Source organism: Nocardioides xinjiangensis, from assembly GCF_017916455.1.
Lineage (GTDB): Bacteria > Actinomycetota > Actinomycetes > Propionibacteriales > Nocardioidaceae > Nocardioides > Nocardioides xinjiangensis.
The window spans coordinates 1,671,676-1,687,846 of sequence record NZ_JAFMSY010000001.1 but is presented as its reverse complement, the minus strand read 5'-3'; the positions used below and the strand labels follow the sequence as shown (position 1 = coordinate 1,687,846).

The 16,171-nt window shown below is 73.6% G+C and carries 18 protein-coding genes; 7 read left to right on the top strand and 11 right to left on the bottom strand.

The features are described 5' to 3' along the window. Positions 1-15 precede the first annotated feature (15 nt). From J3P38_RS08020 to J3P38_RS08005, 4 genes are all read right to left on the bottom strand, one after another. Positions 16-1,854: a Na+/H+ antiporter gene (locus J3P38_RS08020; protein WP_307807798.1), complete on the bottom strand. Its 1,839-nt coding sequence runs from the start codon at positions 1,852-1,854 to the stop codon at positions 16-18. Between the two features lie 242 nt (positions 1,855-2,096). Continuing rightward, a complete protein-coding gene (locus J3P38_RS08015) occupies positions 2,097-2,660 on the bottom strand; it encodes a dihydrofolate reductase family protein (protein WP_210503212.1) in 564 nt (187 codons plus the stop codon). 49 nt (positions 2,661-2,709) lie between these two features. Continuing rightward, the gene (locus J3P38_RS08010) at positions 2,710-3,198 is read right to left on the bottom strand and encodes an SRPBCC family protein (RefSeq protein WP_210439293.1); all 489 of its coding nucleotides are present in this window, start codon (positions 3,196-3,198) and stop codon (positions 2,710-2,712) included. Positions 3,199-3,224: 26 nt separating this feature from the next. Beyond that, the gene (locus J3P38_RS08005; protein WP_210439292.1) at positions 3,225-3,566 is read right to left on the bottom strand and encodes an ArsR/SmtB family transcription factor; all 342 of its coding nucleotides are present in this window, start codon (positions 3,564-3,566) and stop codon (positions 3,225-3,227) included. Positions 3,567-3,724: 158 nt separating this feature from the next. Here J3P38_RS08005 and J3P38_RS08000 point away from each other — a divergent pair, with 158 nt between their 5' ends. Continuing rightward, the gene (locus J3P38_RS08000) at positions 3,725-4,699 is read left to right on the top strand and encodes a serine/threonine-protein kinase (RefSeq protein WP_210439291.1); all 975 of its coding nucleotides are present in this window, start codon (positions 3,725-3,727) and stop codon (positions 4,697-4,699) included. A gap of 8 nt (positions 4,700-4,707) precedes the next feature. Here J3P38_RS08000 and J3P38_RS07995 read toward each other — a convergent pair whose 3' ends face one another. Continuing rightward, positions 4,708-5,391, bottom strand: a complete 684-nt coding sequence (locus J3P38_RS07995; protein WP_210439290.1) for an alpha/beta fold hydrolase — start codon at positions 5,389-5,391, stop codon at positions 4,708-4,710. A 112-nt stretch (positions 5,392-5,503) separates the two neighbouring features. On the opposite strand from J3P38_RS07995, the gene J3P38_RS07990 reads away from it, so the two are divergent. Beyond that, the gene (locus J3P38_RS07990; protein WP_210439289.1) at positions 5,504-6,460 is read left to right on the top strand and encodes a helix-turn-helix transcriptional regulator; all 957 of its coding nucleotides are present in this window, start codon (positions 5,504-5,506) and stop codon (positions 6,458-6,460) included. On the opposite strand, the gene J3P38_RS07985 is transcribed toward J3P38_RS07990, so the two are convergent. Then, entirely contained in the window at positions 6,450-7,082 is a 633-nt protein-coding gene (locus J3P38_RS07985; protein ID WP_210439288.1) for a hypothetical protein, read from the bottom strand. The two genes, J3P38_RS07990 and J3P38_RS07985, sit on opposite strands and share 11 nt — an antisense overlap. 39 nt (positions 7,083-7,121) lie before the next feature. Between J3P38_RS07985 and J3P38_RS07980 the strand changes: the two genes are divergently transcribed. Further along, the gene (locus tag J3P38_RS07980; RefSeq protein ID WP_210439287.1) at positions 7,122-7,304 is read left to right on the top strand and encodes a hypothetical protein; all 183 of its coding nucleotides are present in this window, start codon (positions 7,122-7,124) and stop codon (positions 7,302-7,304) included. 261 nt (positions 7,305-7,565) lie between these two features. Here J3P38_RS07980 and J3P38_RS07975 read toward each other — a convergent pair whose 3' ends face one another. Continuing rightward, positions 7,566-8,165: a LysE/ArgO family amino acid transporter gene (locus J3P38_RS07975; protein ID WP_307807797.1), complete on the bottom strand. Its 600-nt coding sequence runs from the start codon at positions 8,163-8,165 to the stop codon at positions 7,566-7,568. Between the two features lie 177 nt (positions 8,166-8,342). On the opposite strand from J3P38_RS07975, the gene J3P38_RS07970 reads away from it, so the two are divergent. Next, positions 8,343-9,119 carry an ABC transporter ATP-binding protein gene (locus J3P38_RS07970; protein ID WP_210503211.1) on the top strand — a complete coding sequence of 259 codons (777 nt, stop codon included), beginning with the start codon at positions 8,343-8,345 and terminating at the stop codon, positions 9,117-9,119. A gap of 4 nt (positions 9,120-9,123) precedes the next feature. Continuing rightward, entirely contained in the window at positions 9,124-11,667 is a 2,544-nt protein-coding gene (locus J3P38_RS07965) for an ABC transporter permease (RefSeq protein ID WP_210503210.1), read from the top strand. Positions 11,668-11,791: 124 nt separating this feature from the next. On the opposite strand, the gene J3P38_RS07960 is transcribed toward J3P38_RS07965, so the two are convergent. After that, complete coding sequence (locus J3P38_RS07960) at positions 11,792-12,841, bottom strand: DNA polymerase IV (RefSeq protein ID WP_307807796.1); 1,050 nt, start codon at positions 12,839-12,841, stop codon at positions 11,792-11,794. A gap of 41 nt (positions 12,842-12,882) precedes the next feature. Between J3P38_RS07960 and J3P38_RS07955 the strand changes: the two genes are divergently transcribed. Together J3P38_RS07955 and J3P38_RS07950 are read left to right on the top strand one after the other, a co-directional pair. Beyond that, positions 12,883-13,116 (top strand): hypothetical protein, encoded by a 234-nt coding sequence (locus J3P38_RS07955; RefSeq protein WP_210439284.1) that lies wholly within the window; start codon positions 12,883-12,885, stop codon positions 13,114-13,116. 156 nt (positions 13,117-13,272) lie between these two features. Further along, on the top strand, positions 13,273-13,422 hold the full coding sequence (locus tag J3P38_RS07950) for a hypothetical protein (protein WP_210503209.1): 150 nt from the start codon (positions 13,273-13,275) through the stop codon (positions 13,420-13,422). A gap of 16 nt (positions 13,423-13,438) precedes the next feature. On the opposite strand, the gene J3P38_RS07945 is transcribed toward J3P38_RS07950, so the two are convergent. Genes J3P38_RS07945 through J3P38_RS07935 form a run of 3 tightly spaced genes read right to left on the bottom strand, consistent with a single transcriptional unit; the run spans position 13,439 to position 16,135 of the window. Then, positions 13,439-14,653 carry a cysteine desulfurase-like protein gene (locus tag J3P38_RS07945; protein ID WP_210503208.1) on the bottom strand — a complete coding sequence of 405 codons (1,215 nt, stop codon included), beginning with the start codon at positions 14,651-14,653 and terminating at the stop codon, positions 13,439-13,441. A gap of 31 nt (positions 14,654-14,684) precedes the next feature. Continuing rightward, complete coding sequence (locus tag J3P38_RS07940; RefSeq protein ID WP_210503207.1) at positions 14,685-15,602, bottom strand: succinylglutamate desuccinylase/aspartoacylase family protein; 918 nt, start codon at positions 15,600-15,602, stop codon at positions 14,685-14,687. A 29-nt stretch (positions 15,603-15,631) separates the two neighbouring features. Then, a complete protein-coding gene (locus J3P38_RS07935; RefSeq protein WP_210503206.1) occupies positions 15,632-16,135 on the bottom strand; it encodes an ATP-dependent zinc protease family protein in 504 nt (167 codons plus the stop codon). Positions 16,136-16,171: the final 36 nt, after the last annotated feature.

The following is a 16,171-nucleotide window of genomic DNA, read 5'->3' as shown; positions in this document are numbered from 1 at the left end:
GGAGCCTAGTGCGGCTCAGCCGGTGAGGTTGTGCACGTAGCACCAGCGCCACGACTCGTCGGGCTGCGCCGACTGCATGACGGGGTGCAGCGTCTCGTGGAAGTGCGCCGTGGCGTGCTTGCCGACCGAGGAGTCGCAGCAGCCGACGTGGCCGCACTCCAGGCACTGGCGCAGGGAGACCCACCTCGTGCCGTCGGCCAGGCAGGTCGCGCACGCGGGGTCGGCCACCGTGTCGGTCGCGGGGAACGCGGCGAGGTCGTCGCAGGAGCGCCCGGCCGTGAAGGCGAGCGACCCGGACCGGACGCCCTCGCGCGCCTGGGCCCCGGCGTCGAGCATCGACTCCTCGATGTCGAGCATCCCGAGGACCTGGCTGACGACGTCGGAGGGCACCTTGCCCCGGCTGCGCACCAGCAGCACCTTGGCCCGCTCGGCGTCGATCATCTCGCCGCGGATGCGCGCGTAGAGCTCGGACGGGGTCTCCTCGCCGTCCGCGGTCGCGAGCTGCTCCCAGGCGGCGAACGTGCGCTGGTCGACGCGGGCCCGGATCTGGTCGACGACGCCGTGGTGGTCGTCGTACTCCAGCTCCTCGAGCTTCTTCATGCCCGCGTCCGCGGCCTGCTGGAGCAGGGCGGCGCGCGACAGCGCGTCCTCCGCCGGGTCGGGGGGCGGGACGTGGAGCATGCGGGTGAGGAGCGGCAGCGTGAGCCCCTGGAGGAACAGCGTCCCCGCCACGACGCTGAACGCCACGAGCAGCAGCACCTCGCGGTGCGGGGCGTCCTCGGGGATGACGAAGGCGGCGGCCAGGGTGACGACGCCGCGCATCCCGGCCCAGCCGAGGAGGAAGGTCCAGCTGGCCGGGATCGGGTTGGAGCGCCGGAGGTACCAGGTGAGCTGCATGTAGACGACCCGGACGACGACGACCGTGGCGAGGGTGGCCAGGCACAGCAGGATGATCCGTCCGGCGGGGAGGGTCGACTCGCTGACGTCCTCGAGGATCCAGTCGAGCTGCAGGCCGATGAGGAGGAAGACGGCGTTCTCGAGGACGAACGCGACGGTGCGCCAGGTGATCCGCTCGGTGATGCGTGACTGGGCCGTCTGGATGATCGGCGCCTTGTGCCCGAGCAGCAGGCCCGCCACGACGACCGAGATCACCCCCGAGGCGTGGACCTCCTCCGCGGCGACGAACGCCGCGAACGGCGTCAGGAAGGAGATGGCGGTGTCCATCAGGGGGTCGGTGACGCGCTTGCGGAGCCACGCGACGAGCAGGAAGCAGGCGACGCCGATGACGAGCCCGCCGCCAGCCGCGCGGAGGAAGTCGATGCCCACCTCGGCGAGCGCCACACCGCCCGACAGCGCGGCGATCGCGGTGCGCAGGGCGACGAGCGCGGTGGCGTCGTTGAGCAGCGACTCGCCCTCGAGGATGGTCACGACCCGGCGGGGCAGCCCGATCCGTCGCGCCACCGCGGTGGCGGCGACGGCGTCCGGCGGCGCGACGACCGCGCCGATCGCGATGGCCGCGGCCCAGCCCAGGCTCGGCACCAGCCAGTGGACGACCACCGCGACCGCGAGCGCGGTGACGACCACGAGGAGGACGGACAGGCGCAGGATGGTCCCGCGGTTGGCGTTGAAGTCGACGAGCGAGGTCTGGATCGCAGCGGCGTACAGCAGGGGCGGCAGCAGGCCGAGCAGGACGACCTCGGCCTCGAGGTGGATGGTCGGCACGCCCGGGACGTACGCCACCGCGGCGCCGACCGCGACCAGGAGGAGCGGCGCCGGGACGTGCAGGCGGTCGCTGACCGCGGTGGCCGCCAGGACGACGGCCGCCATCGAGACCAGCAGTAGGGCGAGCTCCACCCGCCGAGTCTGGCAGAACGCAGCTCGCCGCTCCGCCGGTCCCGCCGGTCCCGGACGCGCCCGCGTCCCGCCGTCCCACCCGCCGCGCCCCGCCGTCCCACCCGCCGCCCGGGTAACGCCACGAAACGTGCACTCCCGCCCCCACCGGTGGAGGCGGTAGTGCACGTTTCGTGGCGTTACCCGGGGCTTCGTCGGCGCGGGACCTCGTCGGCGTGGGACCTCAGCGGATCCTCAGCGGGACCTCATCGGGCGACCTCGTAGACCTGGAGGGTGATGCCGTTGGCGTACGCCACGTGCTCGGTGAGCCGCAGCGACGTCTTGTCGCCCTCCCCGAAGAGCTTCTTGCCGCCGCCGAGCAGGAGCGGGAAGACCAGGAGGTGGTAGCGGTCGACGAGCCCGGCGCGGGCGAGGCCCTGCGCGAGCGTGGCGCTGCCGTGGACGTGGATCTCGCCGCCGTCGGTCTCCCGCAGGGCGGCGACGTCGTCGATCGAGCGCAGCACCGCGACCTCGCCGTCGCCCCAGGGAGCGGTGTCGCCGGCGAGCGTCGTGGAGACGACGTACTTCGGCATGGCGTTGTAGGTCGTGAACTCCTCCATCGAGGGCCACACGGGCGCGAACTCGTCGTAGGAGCGGCGGCCCAGCAGCAGCGCGCTGGCCTGGTCGGTCTCGCGGCCCTTGATCTCGTACGCCGCCTCCTCGAAGGGGACGTCCTTGAACGTCCAGCCGGCGTGGGGGTGGTCCCCGCCGCCGGGGGAGTCGACGATGCCGTCGAGGGTGATGAACTCGGTCACGACGATGGGTCGCATGGGTGCAGCCTTCCGGGTCGGGGTCTGGAGAGGTGGGGGACGAGCGTGGTCAGGAGGCGAGGAGGTCGTCGATCTGGTTGATGGCCTGCGTCGAGCCCTCGACGGCACCCATGTCGAGCACCTGCTGCAGCGCCTCGGCCGAGCCGTAGGTCGCGATGAACGTCGCGCGGGTGCCGTCGGCGGTGCCGGAGAAGTTGTAGGTGTTGAACGACTCGGGCATCTCGGTGTTGGGCGCGAAGGTCTCGTCGAGGGCGAAGCCGTCCTTGAAGTCGAAGCGGTGCGGCTCGTGGACCTCGACGACGTTCCAGTAGGAGTAGTACTTCTCCCCCTCGGGACCGGTCATGTAGTAGGTCATCCGGCCGCCCTCCGACAGGTCGTGGTCGACGAAGGTGGCCGGCCACCCGGGCGGGCCCCAGACGCGCTCGAGCTGGCGCGGGTCGGCGTACACCTGCCAGACCCGCTCGACCGGCGCGGCGAAGTCGGCGGTGATGGTCAGGGTGAGGGCGTCGAGGTCGTGCTGGACGTCGGTGACGGGCATGGCGGTGATCCTCCGGTGAGTGGGTGCTACTGCTGGGGGTCGGGGTCCGTGGCGAAGAGCTCGTCCATCCGCGCGATGCGGCCGCGCCAGAGCGCCTCGAGCTCGGTGAGCATGGCGCCCACCGACCGCACCGCCTCCACGTCGCCGCTCGCCAGGGCCTCGCGTCCCTGGCGACGCTTGGTCAGCAGGCCCGCCCGCTCCAGCACGGCGACGTGCTTCTGGACGGCGGCGAAGCTCATGTCGTAGCTCCGCGCCAAGGTGGAGACGGAGTGCTCCCCGGCCAGCACGCGACGCAGGATGTCGCGCCGGGTCCGGTCGGCGAGCGCGTGGAACCAGGCATCGGCCCGGTCCTCGTCCGTCTCGTTCACAGGACAAACATACAACCGAGTGGTTGTACGTTGTCAAGCGGTCACCCGCAGGGGGGTACGACGAGCGGGATGGCGAGGAGGCGGCGTAGCATCACCGGCTGGTGCGGTCATCTGCACCGATTCCGAGGGAAGTGGGGCACAGCCCGATGCACAGGCTCGTGGAAGGACTCCGTCTCGGGGACCGCTACGTGCTGCAGGAGCGCATCGCGTCCGGCGGCATGGCCGACGTGTGGCGTGCCCTCGACGACGTGCTCCAGCGCGACGTCGCGGTGAAGGTGATGCGCCCCGACCCGGACAACGAGGAGATCTTCGCCCAGCGCTTCCGCGACGAGGCGCTCCACTCGGCCGCGCTGCTGCACGCCAACATCACCACCGTGTTCGACTACGGCGAGGACGACCACCTCTCCTACCTGGTGATGGAGCTCGTGCCGGGCCTGCCGCTCTCCGCGCTGATCCGCGAGCACGGGGCCATGCCGCCCGACACCGTGCGCTCGATCCTCGGCCAGGCGGCCCTCGCGCTGGGCACCGCCCACGAGGCGGGAGTGGTCCACCGCGACGTGAAGCCGGCGAACATCCTGGTGCGCGAGGACGGACTGGTGAAGCTGACCGACTTCGGCATCGCCCGGGCGATCGACGCCATCGGCCACACGCGGGTGGGCGAGATGCTCGGCACCCCCAACTACATCAGCCCCGAGCAGGCCGTCGGCGAGCGCGCCACGGGGGCCAGCGACCTCTACGCCCTCGGCGTCGTCGGGCACGAGATGCTCACCGGGCAGCGCCCCTTCGACCGCGGCACCCCGATCGCGACGGCGATGTGCCACGTCAACGAGCCGCCGCCGCCGCTGGGCGACGACGTGCCCGAGGACCTGCGAGAGGTCGTGGCGGCGCTGCTGCAGAAGGACCCCGCCGACCGGCCCGACAACGCCCTCACGGTCGCGGTGATGCTGGGCGTGGCGCCGGCCGAGCTGGTCGACCTCGACGTCGACCTGGCCGCCGGGGTCCCGAGCGGGTACGTCGTCCTGCCGATCACCCCTATGACGCCGCCGACGCCGCTCGAGGCGGTCCGACCCGCGGACCGGGCGCCGGCCGACATGCCGACGATGGCGGCCGGTCCCGAGGAGCTGCTCGACTGAGCAGCGGCTCAGCGGCGTGTCGCCTCGTCCAGCAGTGACGCGAGGGCGGCCGGCTGGGTGTACATCGGCCAGTGGCCCGAGTCGATGTCGACGAGCTCCAGGGCGGTCGCGGCGGCGAGCTCGGGCACGTCACCGGACGCGATCCACTCCTGCGCCTGGGCCGGGCTGAACTCCGGGCAGACCAGCGTGAGCGGCACGCCGTGGCGGCGCTCGTCGGTCCAGTGCACGACGCCCTTGGTGACGCCGACCGGGACCGGATGGGCGCCGGCGGCGACCTCGGCCTTGAGCTCGGGTGACATGTCGTCGGAGTCGGGCCCGGCGAACGGCTCCCAGCCGGGGAAGGGGACGCTCTCGCCGGCCGGCTCGAAGAAGTCGGCGTACGTGCTGCCCTCGGTGGCCGGGAAGCCGCCGATGAGCACCGCGCCGGTGACGGCTTCCGGGCGCCGGTCGGCCGCCACCCAGGCGAGGGTGCACGCGGCGGAGTGACCCACGACGAGCGGCGACCCGTCGGCGGCGTCGACCGCCGCGGCCACGGCCGCCGCCTGGTCGTCGTACGTCGACGAGGTCGCGCCGTCGCCCTGGCCGGGCAGCGTCAGGGGGATGCCGCGGTGGCCGAGCCGCTCGAGCTCGGGCAGCACGGCGTCCCACGCCGATCCGTCGAGCCAGAGTCCGGCGACGAGCACGATGTCCATGGGTTCTCCTTCGGTGGTGATGGGATGGCGGGGTCGGCAGCACCGATCCCGACACCGACCTTAGGGAGCATTCCGGACGGTCCGCGTCCGGAACCGGTGGCAGGATCTGTGCATGAGCCCGACCAGCCCCACAGCCAGGGCGTTGCGTGCCCTCGACGTGCTCCAGGGCCGTCCCGGCACCACAGCCGCGGAGCTGGCCCAGCGCCTCGGGGTGACCGAGCGGGCGGCTCGCCGCTACGTGGCGATCCTGCGGGAGGCCGACATCCCGGTGGAGTCCACGCGCGGTCCGTACGGCGGCTACACGCTCGGACGCGGCTTGCGGCTGCCGCCGCTCGTCTTCTCCGCGACCGAGGCGCTCGGCCTGGTGATGGCGGCGCTGGACTCCCAGCACGCGGTGGCCGACCCCGAGGACCCGGTCGGCTCGGCGCTCGGCAAGATCCTGCGGGTGCTGCCGACGAACGTCGCGCGGCAGGCGGTCGCGCTGCGGGAGACGGCCCGGGCGGTGCCGCAGCGGCACCCGGCCCGGCCCGACCCTGAGGTGACCAGCGAGCTCGTCGCCGCCGTCGCGGCGCAGCGCCGGGTGCGGGTCGGCTACCGCACGGCGGCCGGCAACGCGCGCACCTTCGAGGTCGACCCGTGGTCGGTCGTGGTGCGCTACGGCCGGTGGTACCTGCTGTGCCACTCGCACCACGCCGACGCGCTGCGCACCTTCCGGATCGACCGCATCACCGAGGTCACCCGGCTCGACGGGGTCTTCGAGGTGCCGGCCGACCTCGACCCGGCGGCCGCGCTCGAGGCGAACCTCGGCAAGGGCTGGGAGCACGACACCCACGTGGTCTTCGACGCGCCCCTCGCGGAGGTCCGGCCGTGGGTGCGCCCCACGCTCGGCGACCTGCGCGAGCTGTCCGACGGCCGCTGCGAGCTCGTGGGCAGCACCAGCAACCCCGAGGCGTACGCCGGCGAGTGGCTGGCGCACGTGCCGATCCCGTTCACGGTGGTGGGCGGCGACGAGCTGCGTGCCGCCGTGCGGGTGGTCGCGGACCGGTTGGCCCGGGCCGTCAGCGGCTGACCGCGACCTCCGTGCCGAGGCTCCAGCCGGAGGAGATCGGCAGGTAGTCGCCGCTCCAGAACGTGCCGGGGTCGTACCAGGTGGCCCGCCGGTCGTCGCGCAGGATGCCCATCTCGATGTAGCAGGTCGCGACGATCTCCGCGCAGAACGCCGCCTCGGGCGTGACCCGGTGGCCGCGCTTGCGCCGCGGCACGTAGGCGTCCCGGCCGCGCAGCCAGCGCGCGCCGAGCCGGGTAAGGCTCGGGAACGACACGCCGTCGAGCCGGGCGATGGCCCGCAGCATGCCGTCCTCCTCGTCCCGCCCGATCTCGGGCTCGAGCTGGCGGAACCACGCGTCCTGGGCGTACTCCCCCTGCCACCGCGCGACCGCCTCGCGCAGGTCGTGCAGCTGCACGCCGCGGTGGTTGGCCCCGGTCCACATGTCCACCTGCTTCTTGCCCAGCTCGGCGTGGAAGATCAGGGGCGGCAGGTCGTCGACGACGACGGCCATGCCGACGTGGTTGACCGGCGAGTTCGTGACGGCCCGGATCGCGCGGTCCGGCGCCCGGCGGCCCCGGAACAACCAGATGTCGCCGCTGCGGGTGAGGTCGACCGCCTCGTCGAGGGTCAGGGGCGTTGCCATGCGTGGCAGTCTGCCGCACGACGCGTCTAGGCTCGGCCCGTGCAGGGATGGAAGTGGCTCGGCCTCGCCGGGATCCTCGCCGGGGTGGCCACGGGCGCGGCCGTCGCCCGCGACGAGCGCGTACGCCGCCACTACGACGCGGCGGAGATCCGCGAGCGGCTGCACCGGCGCCACGAGGAGGCCGTCGCCCGCGACGCCGCGTCCGCCCCCGACGCCGACTGACGGGCCGCCGCCCATCGCTGGCCCACCGCCGCCAGCCGTCGCCAGGTGCGGTAGTCCACCGGGCAACGGCTGCCGCGACGCGCCCCCGACGACCGTTTCCCGGTGGACTACCGCCTGTGGCCGAGGGGGCCTACCGCCTGTGGGCCGAGGGGCCTGCCGCCGCTAGCTGCGGTAGTCCACCGGAGAACGGCTGCCGCGACGCGCCCCCGACGACCGTTTCCCGGTGGACTACCCCCGCGGGGGCCGGGGGGAGGGGAGCGGTCAGCCGAGCGCGAGGCGTACGGCGATCGCCAGCATCACGAGGCCGATCAGCACGTCGAGCACCTGCCACGCTCGGGGGCTCGCGAGCCGCGGTGCGGCCAGGCGCGCGCCGTACCCGAGCCCCGCGAACCAGAGGATGCTCGCCACGCCCGCGCCCACCGCGAACCACCAGCGACCGGGGTCCCCGTGCGTGCCCGCGATCGAGCCCAGCAGCAGCACGGTGTCGAGGTAGACGTGCGGGTTGAGCCAGGTCAGGGCGACCGCCCGGGCGAGCACGCCGCGCCGCGACTCGACGGCGCCCTCGCCGACGGCGAGCACCTGCGGCCGGCGGGCGCGCAGCAGCGAGCCGACGCCGTAGACGGTGAGGAACGCGACGCCGAGCCAGCGCACGACCTCGACGGCCCACGGCGCGCGGTCCACCACCACGCCGATGCCGGTGACGCCGGCCAGGATGAGCACGAGGTCGGAGACCGCGCAGACCGCGACGACCAGGCCGACGTGGCTGCGGCGCAGGCCCTGGCGCAGCACGAAGGCGTTCTGCGCCCCGATCGCCACGATGAGGGACAGCCCGGTCAGCAGCCCGGCCGCGACGTCTCCCACGCCCGACAACCTAGGGCCTCGCCGGCCCTGCCCCGACCGGCGGTCCGCCCCCGGTACGTCGACGGGCGCCCCCGGTGCGCGCCCGGTGCGCGCCCGGTGCGTCCCTGACAGATGTCAGGGTCGCCTGCGGGTCTTATCCCATGGCAGGGCGTCGGAGCCCGCTGCCAGACTTGCCGCATGACTGGACACGCGACGGGGGAGGCGACGCGCGGCGTCGCGGCGAGCGCTCGGGACCTGGTGAAGACCTACGGGGCGCAGGAGGCGGAGGTACGGGCGCTGGACGGGGTGACGGTCGACCTGATGAGCGGCGAGTTCACCGCGATCATGGGTCCGTCGGGCTCCGGCAAGTCGACGTTGATGCACTGCCTGGCGGCGCTGGACACGCCGACCTCGGGCGAGGCGGTCGTCGCGGGCACCTCGCTCGGCAGCCTGAAGGACAAGGCGCTGACGACCCTGCGCCGCGACCGGATCGGGTTCGTCTTCCAGGCCTTCAACCTCGTGCCCACCCTGACCGCTCGGGAGAACATCCTGCTGCCCCTCGACCTGGCCGGGAGGAAGGCCGACCAGGAGTGGTTCGACGCGGTCATCGACGCGGTCGGGCTCCGGCCGCGCCTGGGCCACCGGCCCAGCGAGATGTCGGGCGGCCAGCAGCAGCGGGTGGCCTGCGCCCGCGCGCTGGTCAGCCGGCCGTCGATCGTCTTCGCCGACGAGCCGACCGGCAACCTCGACTCGACCAGCTCGGCGGAGGTGCTCGGCTTCCTGCGCCGCAGCGTCGACGAGTTCGGCCAGACGGTCGTGATGGTGACCCACGACCCGGTGGCGGCGTCGTACACCGACCGCGTGCTCTTCCTCGCCGACGGCCGCATCGTCGACGAGCTGCGCGACCCCGACCGCGACGCGATCCTCGAGCGCATGGGGCGCCTGCACGACGCCTCCGCGCGCAAGGCGGGCTGAGCCGGTGCTCCGCCTCACGTGGCGCAACCTGGTCGCACGCAAGGTCCGGCTGGTGATGAGCACCCTGGCCATCGTGCTGGGCATCGGGTTCCTGGCCGGCGTGCTCACGTTCAGCCACGGCCTGGGTGCGACGTTCGACAACATCATCGAGGGCTCCACCTCCGACGCGGTCGTGCGCACCGAGGGCGAGGTGTCCTTCCAGGCCTCCGGTGCCGGCACCACCAACCTCGTCGAGCCGGAGGTCGTCGAGCGGCTCCGGGCGCTGCCCGAGGTCGCCGCGGCCGACGGCTCCGTCGACGGCGTCGGGGCCAACCTCCTCGACGAGGACGGCAAGCTGGTCGGCGGCACGGGTGCGCCGACCCTGGTCTTCAACTACTACGACAGCGTCAACGTCCAGGGCGAGCCGGTGCTGATCCTGGAGGAGGGGGCCTGGCCGGAGCGGCCCGGCGAGATCAACCTCGACGTGTCCTCCGCCGAGCGCGGGGGGTACGAGATCGGCGACGAGGTCACCCTCCTGATGCCGACCGGTGAGCAGCGCCGCACCTTCGAGCTGGTCGGCACGTCGAACTTCAACGGCGGCGGCACCGCCGGCGCCACCCTCGCGCTGCTGGAGACGAGCCAGGCGCAGGAGGCCTTCCTCGACGGCGCGGACGCCTACACGACGGTCACCCTGACCGCCGCCGACGGCGTCTCGCAGACCGAGCTCGCCGACGCGGCGAGGACGGTCCTGCCCGACGGCTTCACCGCGGTCACGGGGCAGCAGGTCATCGACGAGTCCGACGAGCAGATCGGCCAGCTGCTCGACCTCATCGGCTACTTCCTCATCGCCTTCGCGGTAATCGCGATCGTCGTCGGTGCCTTCATCATCTTCAACACCTTCTCCATCCTGGTCTCGCAGCGGGTCCGCGAGTCCGCCCTCCTGCGCGCCCTCGGCGCCAGCCGGCGCCAGGTGACGCGGTCGGTGCTCGTCGAGGCGTTCCTGATGGCCCTGCTGGGCTCCGCCCTCGGGCTGCTGCTCGGTCTCGGCCTCTCGCGCGGCCTCGCCGCGATCTTCCGCGCCCAGGGCCTCGACATCGCCGGCGACGTCCTGGTGCTCACGACCTCGACCGTCGTGGCCGCCTTCGCGGTGGGGATCGGGGTGACCATGGTGGCGGCCTTCGTGCCCGCGCGCCGCGCGGCGAAGGTCCCGCCGGTGGCCGCCCTGCGCGACGACCTGACCGTGCAGGAGAAGGCGCTCGGCCGCCGACGGATCGTGCTGGGCAGCCTCGCGCTCCTCGTGGGTGCCGCCCTCATCGGCGCCGGCCTGCTGGGTGCGCCGGGTGCCGACGCCGCCTGGATCGGCGCCGGCGCGGTGATCTGGGTGATCACTGTCGCGGTGCTCGCCCCCGTGCTGGGGCACCCGGTGCTGCTGGCCTGCCGGACGGTGTTCGGTCGCGTGTTCGGCACCACCGGCAAGCTCGCCGGGGAGAACGCGCTGCGCAACCCCCGTCGTACGGGCGCGACCGCCTCCGCGCTGATGATCGGCCTCGCCGTGGTGTCCGCCGTCGGCGTGCTGGCGTCCTCGCTGAGCGCCACCAACGACGAGCTCGTCGACAAGGAGTTCCGCAGCGACTTCCTGGTGCAGTCGCCGACCTTCCAGGGGTTCTCGACGACCATCGGCGACGAGATCGCGGCGGTCGACGGCGTCGAGACCGTCTCGCGGATGCAGGGCTCGGTGGCGATGGTGAAGCAGGACCAGGGCTTCGTGATGGGGGTCGACGAGGCCTTCGCGGAGATCTACGAGCTCGAGATGCGCCGCGGGACCCAGCAGATGTCGGGTGAGCAGACGATCCTCAGCGCCAGCAGCGCCGCCGAGCTCGACGCCGAGGTGGGCTCCGAGGTGCCGGTCGCGCTCCCCGGGGGCGAGGTCGTCGACCTCGAGGTCGTCGGGATCTTCGAGGACACGCCGATCACCAACGGCGTCACGCTTCCCATCAGCGTCCTGGAGGAGGCCGGACTGCGCCGCACCGACAGCATGCTCAGCGTCAACGTCACCGAGTCCGCGGACGTCGACGAGGTGCACGAGGCCCTCGACGAGGTCGTCGCGGACACCCCGATCGTCACGGTGCAGGACAAGGAGGGCTTCGCCGAGCTCATCAAGCAGCAGGTCAACCAGCTGCTGTTCATGATCTACGGGCTCCTCGCGCTGGCCGTGATCATCGCGGTCATCGGCATCGTCAACACGCTCGGTCTGAGCGTCATCGAGCGCACGCGCGAGGTGGGCCTGCTCCGCGCGGTCGGACTGTCGCGTCGCCGGCTGCGCCGGATGATCACGCTGGAGTCGATCGCCATCGCGGTGCTCGGCGCCGTGCTGGGGCTGGTCGTCGGACTGCTGGTCGGCGTCGCGCTGCGCCAGTCGCTCGCGGAGGACCTCACGGTGCTGGCGATCCCGTTCGGCTCCCTCGTGGTGTTCCTGGTCGTCGCCGTGGTGTTCGGCGTGCTCGCGGCGATCGTCCCGGCCGTCCGCGCCTCGCGGATGAAGGTGCTCGACGCCATCGCGACCGAGTAGCGCGGCGGCGCGCCGCACCCGCGGCGGCGCCGCGGCTCCGGTCGTGACCGGCTCACGGCCACCGACCCCCGGACGCCAGCGCGGCGCGCCTCGGCGGCCGGTCTGTCGCTGCTGGCGGTAGCCGTCAGTAGCCGCCGTCGGGCGGCACCATCTCACCGCGCACGCCGAGCAGCCGCACCGGGCGGACGTCGTCGAGGGCGAGGAACAGCTCGAAGGCCGTCCGGGCGATCACCTCGACGTCGTACGTGGGCTCGGGCAGCTTGCGGATGCGGGTGACGGTGAAGAAGGGGACGAAGCGGACCTTGAGGTGCACCCGCTGCACCGGGCGCTCCTCGGCGCGGACGTCGTCGACGACCCGCTCGGCGAGCTCACGCAGCGCCTCGCGGACCTCCACGGGCGTGGTGAGGTCGGCCTGGTAGGTCGTCTCGCGGCCGTGGGCGCGCGCGACCCACGGCGTGTCGTCGGGCTTCGCGCGTCCGCCGCCGCGACCGAGCCGGCCGAGGTGCGGTCCGTTGGACGGCCCGAACTCCGCGACGAGGGCGGCCTCGTCGGCGCGGGCCAGGTCGGCGACCGTGCGTATCCCGATCGACTGCAGGCGGGCCCCGATCCGGGTGCCGACCCCCCACAGCGCGGTCGTCGGCCGGTCGCCCATGACCTCCATCCAGTTGTCGCGGGTGAGCAGGAAGGTGCCCTGCGGCTTGCCGAAGTCGGTGGCGATCTTGGCGCGCACCAGCGTGTCGCCGATGCCGACCGAGCAGTGCAGCCCGGTCGCCTCGAGCACCGCCGCCTGGATCGCCCGGGCCGTGGTGAGCGGGTCGTCGGTCTCGATGCCGACGAACGCCTCGTCCCACCCGAGCACCTCGACCACCGCGCCGGGGAGGGACCGCAGCGTCTCCATCACGCGCGCAGAGGCCTCCTCGTAGACCGGGAAGTCCACCGGGAGGAAGACCGCGTCGGGGCAGCGCCGCTTCGCGAGCTTGAGCGCGAGGCCGCTGCGCACGCCGCGCGCGCGGGCCTCGTAGGACGCCGTCGACACCACCGCGCGCTCGGTCGGGTCGCCGCGGCCGCCGACCACGACCGGAAGGCCGACGAGCTCGGGACGGCGCAGCAGCTCCACGGCGACGAGGAACTGGTCCATGTCGACGTGGAGCACCCAGTGAGCCTCGCCGTCCACCCGTCCATTGTGGAGGAGCGCCGGCGGCGTACGGTCGGACCATGACCAGCGACGACCGCACCGAGCCCGACCCCTACGCCCCGCACCCCGAGGAGTCGGCGTTCCCGACCGCCGGCGAGCGGGTCAGCGACGAGGAGCGCCAGGCCGCCCTCGACGCCGAGCCCACGGGCAACGCGACCGTCGGCGACATGGTCGACGCCGACGGCGTGGACTCGCGCGCCCACGAGCAGGGCCTCGCCTCGGAGGAGGTGGCCGAGCAGGTCCACGACGGCTGACGGCGCGCGGAGCCCGCGCGCGTCCCCCCGCGCGGTGCCACAGTGCGGTCATGACCCTCGTGCGGCTCGACGTCGAGCACGAGCGCCGGGCGGCGGTCCACCGTGCCGCCTGGTCGGCCACGTCCCGGGTCACCGCCGCGGGGTATGAGCGGGCTCATGACGCTCGCGCCCTACGACCCCGGCCTGGACCACGTCGTGACCGGCCCGCGCGGGGACGACGGCTACCCCGCGCCGGGGCGGCTCCACCGCCGGATCGGGTTCCGCGCGGGCGCCCGCACCCGGACGTACGGGTGGCGGCGCGGCTGAGCCGGACCCCGCCGCCTCAGGCCCCGAGGAAGTCGGTCAGCCCGTCGAGCAGCCGGTCGACGTCGCTGTCGTCGTTGTAGGCCGCCAGCCCGATCCGCAGGCCGGCGTCGACCGGCAGCCGCAGCGCCCGGAACGTCTCGTGGGCGTAGAACGTGCCAGCGGGCACGAGGACGTCGCGCTTCGCGAGGTGCTCGTACGCGTCCACGGGCCGGCGCTCGTGGAAGGTGAGGAACAGCGTGGACGTCCGGTCGGCCGCCCGCGAGTGGAGGGTCAGGTGGTCGCCGAGCGAGCCCAGCGCCTCCTCGATCCGCTCCCGCAGCCGCAGCTCGTGCGCCGCGATCAGGCCTGCTGCGGAGACCAGCCGCTCCCGTCGGGAGGCACCGGAGCCGAGAGAGGCGATGAGGTCGACCGCGGCGGTCGTCCCGGCGAGCAGCTCGTAGGGCAGCGTCCCGAGCTCGAACCGTTCGGGGACTGCGTCGCTCGACGGCACCAGCTTGTCCGGCCGCAGCGTCTCGAGGAGCGCGGGGTCGGCGACGAGGGCGCCGCAGTGGGGACCGAAGAACTTGTAGGGCGAGCAGACCAGCAGGTCGGCCCCCATCGCGGCGACGTCCGGAGCCGCGTGCGCGGCGTGGTGCACCGCGTCGACGTGGACCAGCGCGCCCACCTCGTGCGCCCGGGCGGCGACGGTCGCCACCGGCGGCCGCGTGCCGAGCAGGTTGGAGGCAGCCGTCAGGGCGACCAGCCGGGTGCGTTCGCCGATGACGTCGAGGGAGGAGAGGTCGAGCTCGCCGGTCGCGGGGTCGAGCCGGAGCCACCGGACGCTCGCCCCGACGCGCTCGGCCGCCTGGACCCACGGCCGCACGTTGGCGTCGTGGTCCAGCTCGCTGACGACCACCTCGTCGCCGGCGGCCCACGTCGCCGCGAGCGTGCGGGAGACGTCGTACGTCAGCGCGGTGGCGCTCCGACCGTGCACGACACCGCGTGGGTCGCCGCCGACGAGGTCGGCGACCGCCGAGCGGAACCCGGCGACGGCGTCCTCGGCGTTGCGCTGGCTCAGCGTCGCGGCGCCGCGCTGCGAGAGCGGCCCGGTCAGGGTCCGGGCGATCGCGTCGCCGACCACGCGTGGTGTCTGGGTGCCGCCCGGGTTGTCGAAGTGGGCGATGCCCGAGTCGAGGGACGGGAACCCGGCGCGGAAGGCCGCCACGTCGAAGGCAGGAGCGTCGAAGACCATGTCGCGCACTCAACCAAACGCGCCGGGCCGCTCACTCGGCGATGTGCACCACGGCGTCGCCGGAGTTCACGAGCGGCGCCTCGGTGCGGCCGATCACGATGCCGTCGCGGTTGGCGTAGACCGCCCGCAGCGTCTTGCCGAAGGAGTCGAACAGCGTGCCCAGGCGCTCCCCGTCGCTCACCTTCTGGCCCAGCTGAGCGTCGAGGTGGAGGATCCCGGTGCGCCGCGCGCGCACCCAGCCGCTGGCGCGGCACTCCAGGCTCGGCTCGACGGGGGGCTCGTCGACGGCCTCGGTCATGCCCAGCGCGGCCAGCACCCGGCGTACGCCGAGGACGCCGGCCTGCACGGCGTAGTCGTCGAACCGCAGCGGCTCGCCGGCCTCGTAGAGCAGCACCTTCGCGCCCTGCTCCCGGGCGGCATGGCGCAGGGAGCCGTCGCGGATCCGGGCGTGCAGCATGACCGGCGCCCCGAAGGCGGCGGCGAGCTCGCGGGTGCGCGGGTCGTCGAGGTCGGCGCGGACCTGCGGCAGGTTGCTGCGCCGGTCGGAGCCGGTGTGGAGGTCGATGCCCACCTCGCAGCCCGCCACGATCTCGCGCATGAACAGGTGGGCGATGCGGCTCGCGAGCGAGCCCCGCGCGGAGCCGGGGAAGGAGCGGTTGAGGTCGCGCCGGTCGGGCAGGTAGCGGTCGCCGGTCATGAACCCGAGCACGTTGACGATCGGCACCGCGACCAGGGTGCCGCGGAAGCTCTTGGGGTCGAGGCCGGCCATCACCTGCCGCACCACCTCGACGCCGGCGACCTCGTCGCCGTGGATCGCCGCGTCGATCCACACGCTCGGCCCGTCCTCTCGTCCGTGCACCACGCGGACCGGCAGGGTGACGTCGGCGCCGGTGACGAGCCGCGTGATGGGCAGCTCCAGGGCGCGCGCGGTCCCGGAGCGGATCCTCACGCCCCCGATGGCGAACGACTCGCGCGCCACTACTTCCCCCAGTTCTTCCGCCGCACGGACCGGCGCGGCCGGCCGCCGGCGTAGGAGCGCGACGCGTCGACGAGGAACCCGCGCTCGAGCGCCTCGCGCCCGATCAGCATCCGGAAGCCCATCTCGTCCCGGTTGCTCAACGTCATCTCGGTGGTGACGGTGCGCCCGGCGAGCGTCACGTCCAGCGCGACGGCGTACCGCTCCTCCGCCTGGCCGTTGCTCGAGCGCACCTCCCGGCGGTCGAGCACGGGCAGGGCGAGCTCGACGTGGTCCTCGTCGGAGCGCTGCCAGGGGTGGATCGAGAAGCGCACCCACTCCTCGCCGTCGCGGTCGAACGACTCGAGGTCGAAGGCGTGGATGGAGGACGACCGGGCCCCGGTGTCGATCTTGGCCTTCACCCACGGCAGGCCGGCCTGCGGCAGCGCCACCCACTCACGCCACCCGACGACGACGTGCGGCTGCGCCGGCTGCTCGGGCGGCTCGGGCGGCTCGGGGGACGACACGGGCCCATCTTGTCAGGTGGTCCGGACCAGGAGGGG

What these genes read in the sequence shown, in the direction of transcription:
- J3P38_RS07985 (WP_210439288.1), bottom strand. Translation starts at nt 7,082, where the DNA reads ATGGCAACGCCCCTGACCCTCGACGAGGCGGTCGACCTCACCCGCAGC.
- J3P38_RS07955 (WP_210439284.1), top strand. Translation starts at nt 12,883, where the DNA reads ATGACCAGCGACGACCGCACCGAGCCCGACCCCTACGCCCCGCACCCC.
- J3P38_RS08010 (WP_210439293.1), bottom strand. Translation starts at nt 3,198, where the DNA reads ATGCCCGTCACCGACGTCCAGCACGACCTCGACGCCCTCACCCTGACC.
- J3P38_RS07970 (WP_210503211.1), top strand. Translation starts at nt 8,343, where the DNA reads ATGACTGGACACGCGACGGGGGAGGCGACGCGCGGCGTCGCGGCGAGC.
- J3P38_RS07995 (WP_210439290.1), bottom strand. Translation starts at nt 5,391, where the DNA reads ATGGACATCGTGCTCGTCGCCGGACTCTGGCTCGACGGATCGGCGTGG.
- J3P38_RS07990 (WP_210439289.1), top strand. Translation starts at nt 5,504, where the DNA reads ATGAGCCCGACCAGCCCCACAGCCAGGGCGTTGCGTGCCCTCGACGTG.
- J3P38_RS08015 (WP_210503212.1), bottom strand. Translation starts at nt 2,660, where the DNA reads ATGCGACCCATCGTCGTGACCGAGTTCATCACCCTCGACGGCATCGTC.
- J3P38_RS07950 (WP_210503209.1), top strand. Translation starts at nt 13,273, where the DNA reads ATGACGCTCGCGCCCTACGACCCCGGCCTGGACCACGTCGTGACCGGC.
- J3P38_RS07945 (WP_210503208.1), bottom strand. Translation starts at nt 14,653, where the DNA reads ATGGTCTTCGACGCTCCTGCCTTCGACGTGGCGGCCTTCCGCGCCGGG.